This window comes from Sphingomonas sp. R647 (assembly GCF_020177055.1).
Lineage (GTDB): Bacteria > Pseudomonadota > Alphaproteobacteria > Sphingomonadales > Sphingomonadaceae > Sphingomonas.
The window spans coordinates 209,974-226,365 of sequence record NZ_JAIQXT010000001.1 but is presented as its reverse complement, the minus strand read 5'-3'; the positions used below and the strand labels follow the sequence as shown (position 1 = coordinate 226,365).

15 protein-coding genes are annotated in these 16,392 nt (G+C 64.8%); 6 read left to right on the top strand and 9 right to left on the bottom strand.

What is annotated here, in order from left to right; all coding sequences use genetic code 11:
• Window positions 1-57: 57 nt before the first annotated feature.
• Window positions 58-762 carry a type 1 glutamine amidotransferase domain-containing protein gene (locus K9B35_RS00940; protein ID WP_224919932.1) on the top strand — a complete coding sequence of 235 codons (705 nt, stop codon included), beginning with the start codon at window positions 58-60 and terminating at the stop codon, window positions 760-762.
• A gap of 424 nt (window positions 763-1,186) precedes the next feature.
• Here the strand turns inward: K9B35_RS00940 and K9B35_RS00935 are convergent, their stop codons facing one another.
• On the bottom strand, window positions 1,187-2,308 hold the full coding sequence (locus K9B35_RS00935; protein WP_224919931.1) for a hypothetical protein: 1,122 nt from the start codon (window positions 2,306-2,308) through the stop codon (window positions 1,187-1,189).
• Between the two features lie 107 nt (window positions 2,309-2,415).
• Here K9B35_RS00935 and K9B35_RS00930 point away from each other — a divergent pair, with 107 nt between their 5' ends.
• The 4 genes from K9B35_RS00930 (at window position 2,416) to K9B35_RS00915 (ending at window position 6,660) form a co-directional block, all read left to right on the top strand.
• Window positions 2,416-3,117 carry a response regulator gene (locus K9B35_RS00930; protein WP_318245943.1) on the top strand — a complete coding sequence of 234 codons (702 nt, stop codon included), beginning with the start codon at window positions 2,416-2,418 and terminating at the stop codon, window positions 3,115-3,117.
• A gap of 116 nt (window positions 3,118-3,233) precedes the next feature.
• Window positions 3,234-4,481, top strand: a complete 1,248-nt coding sequence (locus K9B35_RS00925) for a sensor histidine kinase (RefSeq protein ID WP_224919930.1) — start codon at window positions 3,234-3,236, stop codon at window positions 4,479-4,481.
• Between the two features lie 402 nt (window positions 4,482-4,883).
• Entirely contained in the window at window positions 4,884-5,708 is an 825-nt protein-coding gene (locus K9B35_RS00920) for a helix-turn-helix domain-containing protein (protein ID WP_224919929.1), read from the top strand.
• 31 nt (window positions 5,709-5,739) lie between these two features.
• Entirely contained in the window at window positions 5,740-6,660 is a 921-nt protein-coding gene (locus K9B35_RS00915; RefSeq protein ID WP_224919928.1) for a CPBP family intramembrane glutamic endopeptidase, read from the top strand.
• Window positions 6,661-6,778: 118 nt separating this feature from the next.
• Here K9B35_RS00915 and K9B35_RS00910 read toward each other — a convergent pair whose 3' ends face one another.
• Complete coding sequence (locus K9B35_RS00910) at window positions 6,779-7,123, bottom strand: hypothetical protein (protein ID WP_224919927.1); 345 nt, start codon at window positions 7,121-7,123, stop codon at window positions 6,779-6,781.
• 150 nt (window positions 7,124-7,273) lie between these two features.
• On the opposite strand from K9B35_RS00910, the gene K9B35_RS00905 reads away from it, so the two are divergent.
• On the top strand, window positions 7,274-7,702 hold the full coding sequence (locus K9B35_RS00905; protein ID WP_224919926.1) for a hypothetical protein: 429 nt from the start codon (window positions 7,274-7,276) through the stop codon (window positions 7,700-7,702).
• A gap of 62 nt (window positions 7,703-7,764) precedes the next feature.
• Here K9B35_RS00905 and K9B35_RS00900 read toward each other — a convergent pair whose 3' ends face one another.
• The 7 genes from K9B35_RS00900 to K9B35_RS00870 form a co-directional block, all read right to left on the bottom strand.
• Window positions 7,765-8,259, bottom strand: a complete 495-nt coding sequence (locus K9B35_RS00900) for a hypothetical protein (protein ID WP_224919925.1) — start codon at window positions 8,257-8,259, stop codon at window positions 7,765-7,767.
• Between the two features lie 739 nt (window positions 8,260-8,998).
• The gene (locus tag K9B35_RS00895; RefSeq protein ID WP_224919924.1) at window positions 8,999-10,348 is read right to left on the bottom strand and encodes an AMP-binding protein; all 1,350 of its coding nucleotides are present in this window, start codon (window positions 10,346-10,348) and stop codon (window positions 8,999-9,001) included.
• Window positions 10,345-10,905: a hypothetical protein gene (locus K9B35_RS00890; RefSeq protein ID WP_224919923.1), complete on the bottom strand. Its 561-nt coding sequence runs from the start codon at window positions 10,903-10,905 to the stop codon at window positions 10,345-10,347. Before K9B35_RS00890 ends, K9B35_RS00895 begins: the two co-directional genes overlap by 4 nt.
• Window positions 10,902-11,861, bottom strand: a complete 960-nt coding sequence (locus K9B35_RS00885; RefSeq protein WP_224919922.1) for a radical SAM protein — start codon at window positions 11,859-11,861, stop codon at window positions 10,902-10,904. Before K9B35_RS00885 ends, K9B35_RS00890 begins: the two co-directional genes overlap by 4 nt.
• Window positions 11,858-13,639, bottom strand: coding sequence for a hypothetical protein (locus K9B35_RS00880; protein WP_224919921.1), 1,782 nt, complete (start codon window positions 13,637-13,639; stop codon window positions 11,858-11,860). Before K9B35_RS00880 ends, K9B35_RS00885 begins: the two co-directional genes overlap by 4 nt.
• Window positions 13,627-14,562 carry a hypothetical protein gene (locus K9B35_RS00875; protein WP_224919920.1) on the bottom strand — a complete coding sequence of 312 codons (936 nt, stop codon included), beginning with the start codon at window positions 14,560-14,562 and terminating at the stop codon, window positions 13,627-13,629. The genes K9B35_RS00880 and K9B35_RS00875 overlap by 13 nt, the downstream gene beginning before the upstream one ends.
• A complete protein-coding gene (locus K9B35_RS00870; RefSeq protein ID WP_224919919.1) occupies window positions 14,559-16,142 on the bottom strand; it encodes an AAA family ATPase in 1,584 nt (527 codons plus the stop codon). Before K9B35_RS00870 ends, K9B35_RS00875 begins: the two co-directional genes overlap by 4 nt.
• Window positions 16,143-16,392: the final 250 nt, after the last annotated feature.

Below are 16,392 nucleotides of genomic sequence, written 5' to 3'. Positions count from 1 at the left end.
ACGCCCAGACGCGCCGACACAGTCGTGCCCTGCCCCAACGCGTAAAGGACGATCCGCATGAAGATCCTGATGATCCTGACCAGCCATGGCCAGCTCGGCGACACTGGCAAGAAGACAGGCTTCTGGCTCGAGGAATTCGCCGCCCCCTATTATGTGCTCAAGGACGCCGGCCACGACATAACGCTCGCCAGCCCGGCCGGCGGCCAGCCGCCGCTCGACCCCAAGTCCGACGAACCGGACGCGCAAACCGCAGCGACCGAACGGTTCAAGCAGGATGCCGAAGCCCAGGCACAACTCGCGTCAACGCTGCAGCTTGCCGATATCGACGTCGCCGCGTTCGACGGTGTCTTCTATCCCGGCGGTCACGGCCCGCTCTGGGATCTCGCCGAAAGTCGGACGTCCAAGGAACTGATCGAAGCCGCGCTTGCATCCGGAAAGCCGGTCGGACTGGTCTGTCATGCGCCAGCTGTTCTCAAGTCGGTTACCGCTCCCGACGGCGCGCCGATCGTAAAGGGGCGCAACGTCACCGGCTTCACCAACGCAGAAGAGGAAGCGGTCGGCCTGACCGACATCGTTCCCTACCTCCTGGAGGACAAGTTGCGCGCCCAGGGTGCCGAATTCTCAAACGGCAGCCCGTTCCAACCCAATATCGTGTCCGATGGGTTGGTGATTACCGGCCAGAACCCGGCATCGAGCGAGGGCACTGCTCATGCGCTTCTTCGGGCCCTAGGCGGCGAATCTAGTCCGCCTGCGAGCGCCTGAGCTTCGGCGGCATTGTTGAAGCCGTCGCCCTGATCGAGCCGCGCAGTCTTACGCGGTAACTGGCCAGAAAGACTGTTTTCGGGACACCAACATGCGGCGCAGACCAACTATTCTGGGTCGCCAGAAGCCGATGGCGACGACGGGCTGTAACAGCGGCTTTCTCGTGCCAACTATCTGAAATCTGCCAGGCTGCACACGGCCCGTGAGCGGCCTGTCTGGCTTCGGCGAGAGCTGCTAGTCGCGAAGGCGCCCCATCTTGTTTGTTCGCGTCGATCAACCCGCGTTCCGAAAGTCCCGTTCGTTTAGCCGACTTGCGACAGCTTCGAGGCAGGAGTTGTTTTCCTGCTACTTGTGGCACTCCCTGAAGCCGCCGGCCATCGCCGGCGCGCTGGTCAGCCGCTCGCCCCCGCTAGGGCGACAGACCTCATCCCTCGGCTTGCGGTCCGTAACGTGCTGCAAGCCAGGCCAGCCACTGCGACTGTAGCAGGGGCACGGTGGCGCCGAGACGTTTGGCCTTCCCATTGGCGGCAAGCCACTGCTCGATCGTCTCGCCACGCGAGAAGGCCTCGGCGATGCTTCCGAACACGGCCAGGTCGCCGGTGCGTTCAATCAGAAAGTCGGCAAACAGCCGGCTTTGCATGTAAAAGACGATTCCACCTCTGGCCGCACGTTGCGCTTCCTCGCCAGTTAGCGCCACCACGGTTTGACCGCCACGCGTAGCGGCGCTCTTGATCAGCGGTTGCTGGAGGCCATTCATCGGATGCTCCTGATGCAGGAAGCGATCGAGGTCGAGCAACTCCGAGACAGTGATCGCCGCCATCGGCGTATTGGCGGGTTGCTTGCCTTGATAGACCTTCGCGAAGCCTTGGCGGCGCGTGTCGGTGAACGCATCGCCTTCTGCTAGCACCGCGGCCGTCTCGTCGAGCCAGTCAGGCCCCGGCCCGCCATAATGTCCTCCCCGATCAAGCCCGACGCCGGGCCAAAAGCTGCTGACGTACCAACCATGTGCCATTTCGTGTGGCACGACGCCGGCGTCCTGGGCATGTCGCTTTTCCAGCGTGCTCGACGCGCGCCAGGCCTGCTGTGCCTTTTCGACTGCTGCCAATCTCTCCGGCCCAGCCGGCAAACCGCCCGGCCGCCCCTCGATGCCCCGCCGGATCGACGACAGCGACTGTTCCTCGAGTTCGCCGGCAGTCAGCCATGGCAAGGTTCGGACAAAGCCCGCTGCCGTCAGCGCGCGACGCTGGTCCGGTGTGATGCCCTGGCCCAGCAGATGCCGCGGCGGGGGGCGGCCGAAATGCCGCTCGAACCGAATTTCGCCCTCAGCGACCAACGCGGCGAGACGGCCAGCTTCCGCATCGCTTTCGCCGATCACCGCGCCATAACGAGTCTCCCGGCACGGCTTATCGGCAACCACGGTCGCGGCGAGTGCGCAATGCGCTATGTGCTGCCGGGACTCGTGCCGTCCCGCATCGGCGTGGCTTGGCCCGATTGCTGGCACCATCAACGCCAACGTCGCGGCAGATTTTCTCATCGTCATGCGCATATTCGCCTCCTTGTCCGCAAAGGGTGATGGGGGCGTTCCGTGTCGGGACATGTTCAGCTTCTTGTCCGGCCTGACAAAATCCTGACATCAAGCACGACGAAAAGGACGTGGTGAGCGACGCAGTTAAGCTTCTTGTTGTCGACGACGACGCCAGCATTCGCCAGGGCCTTTGCGACTATCTGTCGGCCCATGGCTTTGCAGTCGGGCTGGCCGCCAACGGCGCTGAGATGGATCGGGCGTTCGGCGCAGGCCCCATCGATTTAATCGTTCTCGACGTGATGATGCCTGGTGAAGACGGCCTGTCGATCTGCCGTCGCTTGCGATCGGGCGGCACGCCGGTGCTCATGCTCAGCGCACTGGGCGAGACGACGGACCGAATCGTCGGGCTGGAAATGGGCGCCGACGACTATCTTGCCAAGCCGTTCGAACCCCGCGAACTGCTCGCTCGCATCCGGGCACTGCTGCGGCGAAGGGAGAATCCGAATGCCGGTGGATCAGCGCGGCAATTCGCGGGCTGGAGGCTCGACATGGCGACCAGCCGGCTCACCGATCCGACTGGGACCAATGTGATCCTCACCAGCGGCGAGATGGCACTGTTGCGCGCCTTTCTCGAACGGCCGCGCCAGGTCCTCAGTCGTAACCAATTGATCGACGCCGCGCGCGGGATCAACAGTGATATCTACGACCGCGCGATCGACCTACAGGTCAGCCGCCTGCGCCGCAAGCTTGCGCCGGGCGGGGGCGAGACCCTGATCGAGACGGTCCGCGGTGAGGGCTATATCTTCACCGTGCCGGCACACCGCGAGTGAGCTACGTTCCTTCGATCCGGCTACAAGTCGCACTAGTGATCGCCGGCGGTGCGCTCGCGGCTCAGGCGATCGCGATCTGCCTGTTGTTCCTGTCTCCGCCGCCAGAAGCGCGACGAATGGCGATTGTCGATGCGATCGCTGCACTGTCGGTACCCGACACGCGGCTAGCCGAGGCTGGCTTCGTCCGCGAACGCAGCGCGCAGCCGTTCGTGAAAGACGGTTCTTCCAGCGGGTCGGATCGGCTCATCGCGGAGAGCATCGCCGAAGCGCTCCGCCTTGCGCCCAACGCGGTCGTGGTCCGCACACTTGACCGGGCAACCGGGCCCGCCAAGGTCACGATCGTGCCGGTGCGCGCGACAGGCGCGCGCATGGATGATCCCGCCGCTTCGGCCCGCTATCGAGCCCTGCTACGGTTGCATGCTGTCACCTTTCCCGCGTTCGCGGTGAGCGTGCGGCAAACGAACGGAGAGTGGATCACTCTTCAACCATCCGAGGGGCCACTCACTGCCTGGCGGGTGCGCGTGCTGACGGCATTTGCGCTGAGCCTGCTCCTGACCGCGCCGATCGGCTGGTGGAGCGCACGCGCCCTTACCCGTCCCGTTCGACTTTTCGCGCAGGCAGCGGAGCGCATCGGCATCGATTCAGGCGCCACGCCGCTCACGCCCTCCGGCCCCGCTGAAATCGTCACTGCGGCACGATCGATCAACCGGATGCAGGATCGCTTACGCCACCATATTCGTGACCGCATCGCGATGGCCACGGCGATAGCGCACGATCTGCGTACGCCCCTGACCGGACTGCGCCTCAGCGTCGAGGCGCTGCCCGCAAAGCAGCGCGACCGCATGGCGGCCGACATCCGCCGGATGGAAGCGATGATCGCTCAGTCGCTCGCTTTCGCGCGGCGCGGCAACGAGGTCGAGCCGTTCGAGCGCGTTGACCTAGCCGAAATTGTCGGCCTCTGTGTCGCCGACGCACGCGAGCGAAACCATCGCGTGACCTTGTCTGGAAGCGACTCGCTGCCGGTGATGGGCGAGCCCCTCGCGCTCAGCCGAGCGATCGACAATTTGATCGAAAACGCAGCCATCTATGCCGGTCAGGTCGATGTCGAATTCGGCTCACACGCGGGCGAAGCGCTGATCCTTGTTCGCGACAAGGGACCCGGGATTGCGGCGCAAGATCTCGATCGTGTCTTCGAGCCCTTTTACCGGCTTGAGCCTTCGCGAAGCCGCACTACTGGCGGTATCGGATTGGGACTAGCGACCTCCCGCAGCATCGCGCGCGCGCATGGGGGGGACCTCAAATTGCGCAATCGAATGGGCGGTGGCCTCGAAGCGGAGTTGTCTATCCCTCACGCCGAAGTATGAGCACGATCCGCGAGCGTCTGCTCGTATCCGTGCTTTTTTTATAGAAGTTATTAGATGCACTAGCTGACGGGGCGTTGCGCTTAGTTTAAGGCCGCGCTCCGAATGGCGGCTTTCTTTGCTGTGAAATCCAGAACCGGCCAGTCTACCCACGACCCCGAAGCGGTCGTTCGTGGCCCCGGCCAGTGTTGTTGAAAGCTGTCATCCAATCAGGGGAAGCGCCAACGGCAGGTTGTTGTAGCTTGCAGACCTGGAAGAGGCCAGTCCGACGGACTTCCAAGTGTGAAGGGAGACCACTTTTGCAGGAAAAGAAAGTATAGGCCTGAAAGTTATGCAAGCGATTTGACATCCCTATTCGAACTCGCAAGGTTTGCCTTGTTGCTCCTTACGGCCAATATACAATCGATGAATTCCGCAGCGCGCTCCTCGAACCCATCGGATTGGGCCGGCTCGTTCGAGCCGATTGAACGAGTCACAAATCGGCTGGTCGGGGCAGCGTTTTCGCCGCATCGGCACGACACTTACACCGTCGCTGTGACTATGGCTGGGGTGCAGACGTTCAACTATCGCAGGGAGATACGGTATTCGTTGGCGGGTCAGGTGCTGATTCTTCACCCCGACGAATTGCATGATGGACATTGCCATGATGAGGCCGGATTCAGCTATCGAGCGGCCTATGTTCCGCCAACTCATGTCCAGGCAGTGCTTGGAGGCGCGGAACTGCCGTTTGTCGCTAATGGCGTCTCGACAGATCCCGCCTTGATCGCGGCAGCCTTCAACCTGGTTGTCGACTGCGCGGGTGTCGAGGATCCGGGTGCCTATGAAGACGCGCTTTACGATCTGGCCCATGCCATGAACAATGCGGCTGCCAGGGTGGCAACTGTGAGGATCGCCAACCGAACAGCTGTGATGCGGGCGCGCGAATTTCTTGAAACCGCCGTCGTTGTCGGCACGCGACTTGATGAACTTGAACAAGTTTCTGGCTGCGACCGTTGGCAGCTTTCACGCGATTTCAGGGCGTTGCTTGGCACCAGCCCCTATCGCTATTTGCAGTATCGGCGAGTCGAGCTTGCCAAGCGGCTGTTACGCGAAGGCGCGAAGCTGGCTGAGGCTGCCCATGGTGCTGGCTTTGCGGATCAGAGCCACTTTGGTCGCACATTCCGCAAGACAGTTGGTCTCACGCCAAAAGAGTGGCTTCGCTCGGACCTGTTCCGCACGATCGTTCTATAGTCGTCCGCTGCCAGCGGGTAACTCAGCCGGCATGACACAGATGGTCTTTTCCGATGAGCCGGCCAAGGGCTGGATTGCGCCGAGTATCGCCGCACCCTTTATCTGCATTTTCCTTCTTGTCATCAGCATGTTGCCGGGTGATCTCGGACTCGCATATCTCGGCTTTACTGAGCCGATGGGCCCCCCGCGCGGGCCCTTCGGCTTTTTCCTGATGTTGGTTTCGTTCAGCGCCTTGGGGCTTGCGGTATCTGGTTGGGTTCGCTGGGTTGAAAAGAGAAGCCTCGCAAGTGCCGGACTTTGCGGCGAAGGGGGGCTCAAAAAGTTCCTGACCGGACTGGCCGTTGGCGTAGCGATGATGGGCGCGATCGTGACGGCGATAGCCATTTCCGGCGGGTACCGTGTCGCTGATCTGGCCCCCGCCTTTGCCACCCCTGCTGCGCTTGGCTGGATCGCGCTGTTGCTCGCCGGCTTTGCCGTGCAAGCGAGCGTGGAGGAGTATGTTTTTCGCGGCTGGCTGTTCTCAACCATCATGCGGCGTTGGAACATGACTGCTGCCTTCATATTGTCGTCCGCCGCTTTCACCTTTGCTCACCTTTCGCCTAGAGCAACGGTGCCGGATTTGGTCATGACCTTCATCTTCGCGATTTTCGCCTGCGCTTGGGTGCGTCGTTCGAATTCGATTTGGGGGGTGATGGGCTGGCACGTCGGCTGGAACTGGTTTGGGGGCACCGGTTTTGCTGTGCCGATTACGGGTTTGGACACCGGTCTGCCCGCACTGGTGGTGAAACTGGTGCCTGTCGGGCCGGCCTGGCTCAATGGTGCCGGGGAGGGACCGGAAGGGAGTGTGTTTACGCTTGCCCTGTTGACTGTGGCGAGCCTGGTCATGCTGATGCTTCCAAGGTCGCGCGAACGAAACGAAATCGGCCCACCATGTTCGCGGCACCAACCTTAGGCGCTTCTTCGCCAAAATCTGACAGTCCGAACACCACCCATCATTCGACGTTTCCGCGCTCGTGACGCCCTCCCATCAGCGGACGGGCTACAAACGACCCCAAGGGGACGTGGCCGGGTCAGTTTTGACGCATCATGAATACCCGCCGTCGGGACGATGCAGGGTCCACGATGATTGGCTCTCGAGAAACAACAACCGTCGCAGCGCAATTCGCCTCCGCTGCCCGGCTAATTCGACCCTGCAAATCCATAAGATAGCATGACATATCGTCGCAGACCTCTTCGACCATTTCGCGGTCATCGGAACGGTCCTCTGTGAGCGTTACTACGATGCTCCAACACCCACTCTCAAAGCCTAACTCGACCAACCTGAAATTCGGACTGATCGCGCCGACCAACGCCTGATGGAGCATAAGCTCCGCCCAATTCCAGTCGGACAAAGGTAGTTCGGAAGCGGCGTTCATGGGACTGGTGTAGCTCGCGTGGACCGGTCACCGCAACGACCGCTTTCCACCCAGTTTCCGCCGTTGCGGCGCTGTTACCGCCATCCCGAACGCGGACGGTCCGCAAACGACCCCATTGCGGTCATCTGACTTTCATGGCGCTATGCCCCCATGAGACGGATCGTAATTCCCATCTATGCAGGCATCACCGCGATAGCCGCCCTCCTTCTCGCGCAAACTGCCTTAATATCATTGAGACATGTTCTTGAGGGCCTTCCGCTAAGTGCTGTTCTGCTGATAGTTGCCGGGTGGTCTGCTGCGACCTTTTTTGCACCACTTCTGTCGTTCGCCATTCTAGCGCGTCGGCGCATCAGGGGGCGTCTGTTAGCCCACGCTGCATTCGTTCCCTGTGCGATATTCGTCTACGGAATGGGCGCTTGGCTGTTTTTCGCAATGACGGACACTGGAGGTGAAAATCTGCCAGCGGGATTTGCGATGGTCGCCTCCGTATCGCTGCTCTTTCTCACCCTGCTGTTTCATGCTGCAGCCATCGTTTGGATCATGACCGCAAGGCCACCTCATCCGGCTAACGGCACCTAACCACCCAGTCTCCGCCGCCAGACGCCGTCCCGGGGGCTCCCGAAAGCGGACCTGCCGCTATGTCAGGCCCTGGCTAGGACCTGCCATTCAGCAACCGGCCCAAAAGCTGCCGCGCCCGGGCCGATAAGGCCCGGATGCACGAATATGCCTAGCGCCTTCAGGAGCGCCGCGACCTGCTCGTCGGCGAGATTGGGCAGGAATTGCGCAGCATAGAACTTGGGCCCATCGAGATGACTGTTTCCGCCGATTGGCGGTTCGTCACGCCGGGAAGCCCGGGGGCTCATGGGCCGATTCGGCCGACGCCAGGTTCTGCAGACCTCAGCGATATCGGCGGCAACGTCCGGCACCGGATCCGACCAGCTTTCGTTGGAATAGGCGTCATTGAGCAGACGACTGAGCTCCTCTTCCAGCGCCCGCCGGAAAATTTCCTCGATCTGCTCTCCCGTCAGCGGGTCGCCCTGTTGCATCATCGCGTTGACCCTGATGTTCACCGTCACGAACTGGGCCGAGAGCATCGCAGCACGCTGGCGAACCGCAGCGGGATCGGCGGTCCGCAACGCGATGGTTAGGGGCTTTGAGATAATATGCCGGAAATGCACGCGGCGCCGGTACACATATGGGCCGGAAATACGCTGGGCATGGGGGATGGAGCACATGATCGGACTTCACCTTTCCAGCGGGATCCGATCCGGGTTTTGTGTACGGCTCGTGTGTACGTGCCGTGTGTCCAACCCGGAATATCGGACCGCGCAAAGTGGCCGAAATCCGTCGCTTTCGCGATAAAGTGGTCGGGGAGACACGATCGCCATCCGTCCCCTAAGCAATTGAAGGTTCAGCAATTTCTTACATCACGGGCGTTGGCCTACCAAGAAAAGAACCACTTTTGACGTGGGCTGCAGTGGCATTTTGCGGGATATTTGCGAAATTCGACAGGGCGTTCCAAAACTACGCCAGGCTTACAAACCGTGATCATTTCACCGTCCTGATGGCCACTCAAGGCACTGTCCCGTCATCCCGATCGAGCCGCTGTTCTGGGCAGCATGCGCATCAGGACCGCTAATCCCGTTCGAAGCGATCGCTCCCAATATAGCGCAAAGCGGTCTCGGCCCGCACAAGTGGCGGCCCCTGAAGGATCAGATAAGAGAATTCGACGCGATCGAGCCGATTGCGATGCCAGTCATTCTGGAGGGCTCGAAATGCGTCGTCCTGGAGCATCCCATCCTGAACGAAGGGAAAACCGTCAGGCGAGCACGATCGAGACGGTGGCGAACCCGTTGGCAACAAATTCCAGCGTGGTCATTCGACGGCGCTGCCCGCCAGGTCCGAACTATACTGCAAAACCTTGTCATCGTTCGCGATCGGCTCGACGCGGATCGGGACGTCGCCGAGCAGTCCCGTCACCGCGGCCAGTGCCACCGGGGCGTCGTCGAGTGCCTCAGGCGACAGCGCGAGCGTAACCGCGCCGTCCGCACCCTGGCGCAACGCGAATTGCGCAGCGGACAGACCGGCGAGCGCGTGGCTGACATCGATATTGTTGACCCAGGTCCCCTGTGCGGTGCGGAAACGGATCGCGCGACGGCCGCTGAAGTCGACGAGCATCGGCACGTCGCCCGCCATCGCCAGCCGCGCGGTGTCGCCTGTGCGATAGCGAACGAGGGGCAGACAGAAGTTGAACCCTCCGGTGACGCATACTTCGCCGCGTTCGCCCGGCGGCAGCGCGCGGCCGGCGGAATCGACGACCTCAACGTACAGGCGCGGCTGGAGCAACACCCGGCCGCCCGCGGTGCGATCGGCGACCGCGATCGGCCCGACCTCGTTCATCGAATAGAGATCGAGCACCGGACAGCAAAACCGTGCCTCGAGCCGATCGCGCAGGCCATCGGTGAGCATCATCGCCACCGACAGCAATGCGCGCGGCCGGATCGTCACCGGCAGAGCTAGCAGGCTGGCGAACGAGATCGGATCGCCGGCGATCACTTCGGGATCGAGATCATCGAGATAACGCCCGCGATCGTCGGGATCACGCCAGTCGTCGGGATGGAGGTTGATCTTGGCGAGCCCCGCCTCCCCCATCGTCGGGGTGACCGAGACATAGGTGAAGCAGCGTTTCTGGTGCCCGAGCAGCACGACGCCGACATCGCCGGCGCCCGCGCGCAGCGTGATCCCGAACCGCGCCAGCGCACGCTTGTGGAAAGCGAGATAGCGCGCGGCCACCACCGGATGCGAGGCGATCAGCAGCGGATGGCCGGTGGTGCCCGTGGTGCGGAAGTTGATCAACCGATCGACCGGCACGTCATCGGGCACGAACGCTGCGATATCGTGCGCGAGATCACCGCGCGCGGTGGTCGGCACATCGGCAAGGTCGCGCGGCGGCGCCCCGCGTGCGCGGAAGTGCGGCACCTTGGCATAGGTCTCGGCGAGGAACGGCGCGATCCAGTCGGGCGGCGTACCGGGACGCCAGCCGATCGGCGCCACCAGCGTCTCGGCCTCGAACGCGGCGAGCTCGGGCAGATCCCCTGCGAGCAGGCGATTACCGCTGCGGTTGCGATAGGCGGGCGCAGCCGGATGCTCGGTCATCCGGGTCAGCATCGCGCGGCCCGCGTCGCTCAGCGTCGGGTAGCGATCGGCGTCGGTTGGCTCGGTCATTCGCGGGTATATTTGTCGGCCGATTCCTCGGCCGCCTTGCGGATCAGCGCCTCGCGGACTGCGCGTGCGCGCTCCTCGGCCTCCTGGCTGGCGCGGAGCAGGCGGCGGCGCTCGACCACGCTGACCGCCGAGAGGCGGTCGGCGGCCTGCGCCTCGCTCTCGCCCGCGGGCACCAGCCCGAGCGCGGCGATCAGCGTGCGCGCCAGTTCCTCGCGCCGTTCGACATCCCCGACGAACTGATCGACACGGCCAGAGGCAGAGAGATCGCCGATCCGCTCACTCAGCAATGCGGCGAGCGTCGCGCGATCGGGCGCCGCCGCCGCGACCCACTCGTCGGCGAGAAGCCACACCGCCACTGCGGTCAGTTGCAGCCGGTTGCGATCGTGTCCGACCAGCGGGGCATCGGCCGGGGCATGGCCAAGCGCGTGGAACAGATCGCCGACCAAGGCGGCGGTGACCAGTTCGCCGGCCTCCCCGATGCGCGGCTCGGCGAGAAAATCGTCGGGCGTCTCGGCGAGCCGGCGCATGACGCGCTCGAGGGGCGGGCCGGACGTCATGCGGCGAACTTTGCAAAGGTCTGAGTCGAAGGGCAATCGTCGCACGTCGCCAGTCGCTGTGCGGCGCGCGCGGCGGCGAAGCGGGCGGGCAGCGCGTCGAGGTCGGCGACCGTGCGGAGCGCAGCGAGCGGTACGCCATAGGCCGCGCCGCTGAAGCTGCACGGCGCGGCGACGCCATGCTCGTCGATGAACAGGAAATTGCGGCCGGGGCGGCAATCGTCGACCGCCAGCGCCTCGCCCGATGCGCTGGCGCGCAGCCGGTCGAGATAGCGCGCATCACCGCACAGCGTGACGCCGCGCGCCGCAAGGCGCTGGCGCAGCGCCGGGACGAGCGTGGCGAGCGCCGTTATGTCCTCGGCGCGTAGCCGTTGCGCAGGGAAGAAAGCCGGTCGATCGCGTCCGCCCAATTGGTTGAAGGTGATCTCGTCCACACCCCACTCGGCGAGCGCCGTGCACAGATCGGCGAAATGCGCGATCGTGTCGCGCATCAGCACGATGTTCGCGCGCAGCTTGAGCGGCGTATTCCCGCGCTCGGCGGCGAGCGCGCGCAACCCGTCGCGCACCTTGTCCCACGCCCCTGCCCGGCCGCGCAGTCGATCGTGCACCGGCGCACGACCGTCGATGCTCACGGTCAGCTCGGCGAAGTGCGTGACGATGTCGGCGCGTACCGCAGGCCGATGCAGCGTGCTGCCGTTGGTGGTGGCGCTGATCGCCAGCCCTTGCCCGGCGAGCGCGGCGGAGAGCGCCCATATCGGCCGCCACAGCAAAGGTTCGCCGCCGAGCCAGCTGAGCATCACCGGAGTCGCCCGTGCGCGCGACCGGTCAGCCAGCAGCTCGCCGAACCGAAACGCCTCGTTCGCGCCAACTTCGTCGCGCGCGATATCGAGCCTACGATCATAGGCGCAGAAGCCGCAGGCGTAGTTGCATCGCGTGGTGGTGCGCCAAAGGACGATCATGCCGCGCGCTCCCGTACCGCCGCCGCGCCGCCATAGCGCCGCCGGCTGAATGCCTGTGCGAAGGCGACGAGATCCGGCATCTCGGCGATCGAATGGATATCCCAGCCTAGCTCGTCGCGCGCGCGGGTCAGTTGCTGGCCGATCGCGCTGTCCGAGCGGAACCAGCTGCCCAGGTTGAGCGCCATCGTGCCGCCGGCGCGTCCCTTGGCGAGCGCGGTGGCGGAGACGTCCCAGCCGCTGTTGCCGCGCTCGTCCTGGTCGAACATCGTGGTGATGCCGTCGTCCGAGATCATCAGGATATGCACCGGCCGGTCGCGCGGGGTGCGCTTGGCAAAGGTGTCGCGCAATTGGTGGATCGGAAAGGCGGTGGCGCCGCCATAATAGCCGACGAGGATGCCGAGGATTGCGGTTTCGTCGCGGACGAAACCCGGCGTCGCCATCCATTGCTGCTTGCCGCTCCACAAGGTCGCCTGCACCCGCGCGCCGGCCTTGAGCGCCGAGAGCGCGATCACTGCGCCGGCCAGCGTCAGGAACGACGTGAAGCGGCGCGGATCGGGCATCGACCCGGAGCTGTCTACATAGAGATCAAGGTCGATCGGCCCGGACTTGCGCGCGGCGCCGGGCTCACGACCATAGACGCGACGCACCGTGGTGACGCCGGGAATCACGACCGGCGACTGCGCGACGGTCTGCAGCCAGTCGATCTCGTCGAGCGAGTCGCCGAGCGCCCAGGGTTCGAGCCCTTCGAGCTGCGGCTCTTCCGATGCAGGTGCCTGCTGCACCGGGAACGGCACGAGCAAGGGCAGCGCGCGCTCGCGATAATAGCGGATCGCGATCTCCTCGTCGCTCAGCTTCAGCCCGGCGGCGCGGAGGATCTCTCCATATTCGAACGGCTCGCGCGCCTGGCCGGCGCCGGGACGGCCGGGCGCGGCATCGGGCTTGACGGGCGCCGCGTCCGTCTCCGGCTCCTCGCCGGTCACCAGCGGGTCGCGTGAAGGGTGGAGGACGCCGTCGGCCTCGTCGGCCTCGATCGTCTGCGCACCACTGGGTTGCGCGCCGGCAGCGGCGTCGCGCGTGTCGTGCAGCCGGCGCAGCGCGGCGTCCTTCTCGGCATCTTCAGCGAGATAGGGCAGGACGAGCGCAGCGAAGCGGCCCGCGGCGTACATCCAGTCGCGCGCGTAGACGCGGATCAGTCGCGCGCCGAGCCATGCGTCGCCTTCCATCGCCGGATCGCCCGAAGGACCACCCAGGCTGCCCTTCTCGAGCCCCCAGAGCGACTCGTACATGCCCATATAGAGCGTCCACAGCCGGCTGCGCTCGCCCGGCTCGCGCGCGTTCATCCGGTCGTACACCCCGGCGATGTCGAGGCCGGCCTGGCGCTGGAGCCGATCGTTGATCAGCAGATCGGTGTAGAGATTGGCGATCATCGGCGCATGTCGTTCGAAGGTCGGCAGCGCGGGGCGAAGCCGGGCGATCAGCCGGAAACTGTCGGTGGCGCTGGCCGGCGCGAGCACATGGTGGCCGATCTCGTGCGCGAGGATCACCGCGGCGTGATCGTCGAGTTCGAGCCGGGCGATCGCTTCGAGATCGATCACCACACGCTTGTCGACCAGGCGGATCATCGCGAACGCGCCCTGCAGCCCTTCCGACGCGGCCGCCACGCTGCTCTCGCACAGCTGCGGATCATGGAGACGGATGAAGCGGCTCCACGCGGCGAGCGCCTCGGGCCAGGCGGCTTGCCACAAGGGGACGCGCTCGGCGGGGCTCAGCTGCGCCATGGCTGGATCTCGACAAAATGGCTGCGCGGTGAGGCGAAGACGATCGTGTCGGCGGTGATCGCCGCACGCAGGTCGTCCGCAGGCAGGCCGGTCGGTACGGCCGGAGCGCGGGACGCGGCACGTGCGGCGTCGAACTCCGCAACACCCGCCGGGTGCAGCGTCGCGCCCCACGCGTCGGCCACGAGCAGCCCGATGCGCGTGCCAGAGCGAACGACCACACCCTCGGCCCCAGCGCGAATTTCGGGGGGCGTGGCGAACGGGCCACCGAACCCGGTGAAGCCGCCAAACCGCGTCCCTGCTACGCTGCCTTGCGGCGTCCACCAGCGATCGGCGGCAAGCGCGGCGCGTACCTGAGCCCAGCTGCCCTCAACGCCGATCGCGGCGAGCGCGAGCGCTTCAGGCAGCGCATCGGCGGCAGCCAGCGCGCCGTCGCGGTAATGCGCCATGCCCGCGCGCCAAGCGACGACCTGCCCCGCCCCCGCGAGCGTCTCGGCATCGACCAGCGGCGCGAGCCCCGCCATCAGCGCCATCCATTCATCAACGCGCGCGCCCGAGGTAGCGGCCAGCTTGAGCGCGGCGTTGGTGAGCATCGCGAGTGCTGGTTCGGGTCGCTCGGCCACCACTGCCGCGAGCGGCACCGCTACCTCACGCCAGACCCGGTCGACCAGCAGCCGGCGCTCGCCCGAAAGTGCATGATCGACGAGCGTGACGGACAGCGCGAAGCCCGCGTCGACCACCAATGCGGTGCGATCGGGGGCGATTGCCTCCACCGCCACCGCCAGCGGATCGAGCCGTGTAGAAACCGCATCGGCGAGCGCCGCAGTATCGAAACCGCTGCGTGCGCGCCGCGCCGTCGCCACAAGGGCGTTGAAGCGCGGCCGCGCCGCCGCGAGTTCGCGGACGAGCACCCCCGACAGCGTCATTGCCGGCCGCCGAGCCAGGCCAGGTAATTGGTGTAACGCTGGTGGAGATATTTGAGGTGGAGCAGTTCGTCGTGGAGCGGGCCATAGAGCTTGCGGCCCTGCACACGCTCGCCGACCAGCCGCTCGATCCGCGTCAGCCGCGCACGCACTTCCCGTTCGCCGAGCCCGTCGAGCCCGCTGGCGAACTCGTCGGCCAGCGCGCGCACGGGATCGTCGCGATCGAGATCGAGCCGGTCATATTCCTCGCACGACAGATCAAACAAATGGCGGAGCCAGGCGATCGCATCGGTCCGATAGGCGGCGTGCTCGGGAAGCCCGAAGAACGGCGCGTCGGGATCGGGATGCAGCTTGTCGCGCAACACGAACGGCAGCACCTGCCGCACATCGTCGAGCGACACCACGTCGCCGCCATGGAAGAACGCCATCGCCTTGGCGAAGCCGATGAGCGTCATCAGGTTGCGCACCGACAGGCCGTTGGTGGTCTGCGCGCCGATGTCCTTCAGCCGGTCGCGGCCACCATCGACCGCAGTGACCTGGACCCAGTCGACACCCGAGAGCCGCGCGGTATCCTTGCTCATATGCTCGAAGATCGCGCCGGCCGGCTCCATCAGCTCGAACTGGCTGGCGAAGAACTCGATACGGCGGCGGATCTCGGACGGCAGCGGCACCGCGCGCACCGCGGCGACGAGCTGATCGACCTCGGCCTCGTCGAACACGATCTCCCTGGGGACCACGTCCTCGGGGCGGACATTCTCCTCGATCCGTACGATCAGATCGTCGAGGAAGCGGGGGTTGAACGACAGCGCCTGGACGACGACGTCGATGCGATCGCGAAGCGCCTCGATCACCTGATAGGTGCCGCCACCTGCATCGTCATTGGCGGTCAGGTACCAGGCGGCCGACGGGCATTCGTAGATCTGGCCGAGCACTTCGGCATAATTGTCCCCCATCACCGTCAGCAGAGCGCTCTGCGTACGGGTCGGGATGCGGTTATACTCGTCGACGATCTTGACGCGCATGCCGAGCCACGGGCGCCAGGCGATGCGGATCGCGTCCACGCTTTGCGCGGCGACGAGGTCGGCGGGAAGCGGATTGCCGAGCAGGTCGGCGATCGTCATCTGCGGATGGCCGTGCTGCATCGCGCGGCGTACCTCGCGCACCGGATAGCCGGCGAGCACGCCCATCAGCAGCGCGCTGGCGGTCTTGCCGCGCCCCGGCCCGCCGATGAACAGGCATTTCGAGCGCGTGGCAAAGGCCAGCAGCGGCAGCAGGACATAGCTCGAGTAGCTCTGTGCCGAGGGCAAGGTCAGCAGCTGCCGACTATCGCCGACGCGATATTCCGGCGACGGGCCGTTCTGATACTCGATGTCGTAATGCGGGCTGATGATCGCGGTATTGACGATCCAGAAATAGGCCTGGCGCAGCTTCTCGTCGAGCCGGACCTCGCCCGGCTCCGACGGCACGGCAGCGGCAAGCGGACCTTCGTACAGATCGGCGATATCGAAGTTACGGGCAACGGGAGCTGGTTTCGGCGCCGTTGGAGCAGCGGAAACACGTTGGAAGAAAGGAAATCGGGCCACGTCGAGGTGGTATCCAGTCTTGAAACTCCTGCCAAGGCTCAGCCCCGTATTCCGTGCTACCGAGCCATTTCTGTCCACATCGTCAAAAATGCGGCGGCTATCGGCATTGAGGAAAGCGGCGAAACGGCCGGGGCGCTCTTTGCCGGTCTACTTTTGTGAGCCTGCGCCCTTCTCCGGCGCCCTCAAAATGCGCCGCCGACACTCATTGCTTCATTCGCCCTGACCCAGCCGATCTATCCCAAGAAGGCCG

Excerpts from the sequence above, each read along its gene's own strand:
- K9B35_RS00940 (WP_224919932.1), top strand. The coding sequence starts at position 58 with ATGAAGATCCTGATGATCCTGACCAGCCATGGCCAGCTCGGCGACACT.
- K9B35_RS00895 (WP_224919924.1), bottom strand. The coding sequence starts at position 10,348 with ATGACCGAGCCAACCGACGCCGATCGCTACCCGACGCTGAGCGACGCG.
- K9B35_RS00880 (WP_224919921.1), bottom strand. The coding sequence starts at position 13,639 with ATGGCGCAGCTGAGCCCCGCCGAGCGCGTCCCCTTGTGGCAAGCCGCC.
- K9B35_RS00905 (WP_224919926.1), top strand. The coding sequence starts at position 7,274 with ATGAGACGGATCGTAATTCCCATCTATGCAGGCATCACCGCGATAGCC.
- K9B35_RS00925 (WP_224919930.1), top strand. The coding sequence starts at position 3,234 with ATGGCGATTGTCGATGCGATCGCTGCACTGTCGGTACCCGACACGCGG.
- K9B35_RS00915 (WP_224919928.1), top strand. The coding sequence starts at position 5,740 with ATGACACAGATGGTCTTTTCCGATGAGCCGGCCAAGGGCTGGATTGCG.
- K9B35_RS00885 (WP_224919922.1), bottom strand. The coding sequence starts at position 11,861 with ATGATCGTCCTTTGGCGCACCACCACGCGATGCAACTACGCCTGCGGC.
- K9B35_RS00935 (WP_224919931.1), bottom strand. The coding sequence starts at position 2,308 with ATGCGCATGACGATGAGAAAATCTGCCGCGACGTTGGCGTTGATGGTG.
- K9B35_RS00910 (WP_224919927.1), bottom strand. The coding sequence starts at position 7,123 with ATGAACGCCGCTTCCGAACTACCTTTGTCCGACTGGAATTGGGCGGAG.
- K9B35_RS00890 (WP_224919923.1), bottom strand. The coding sequence starts at position 10,905 with ATGACGTCCGGCCCGCCCCTCGAGCGCGTCATGCGCCGGCTCGCCGAG.
- K9B35_RS00875 (WP_224919920.1), bottom strand. The coding sequence starts at position 14,562 with ATGACGCTGTCGGGGGTGCTCGTCCGCGAACTCGCGGCGGCGCGGCCG.
- K9B35_RS00920 (WP_224919929.1), top strand. The coding sequence starts at position 4,884 with ATGAATTCCGCAGCGCGCTCCTCGAACCCATCGGATTGGGCCGGCTCG.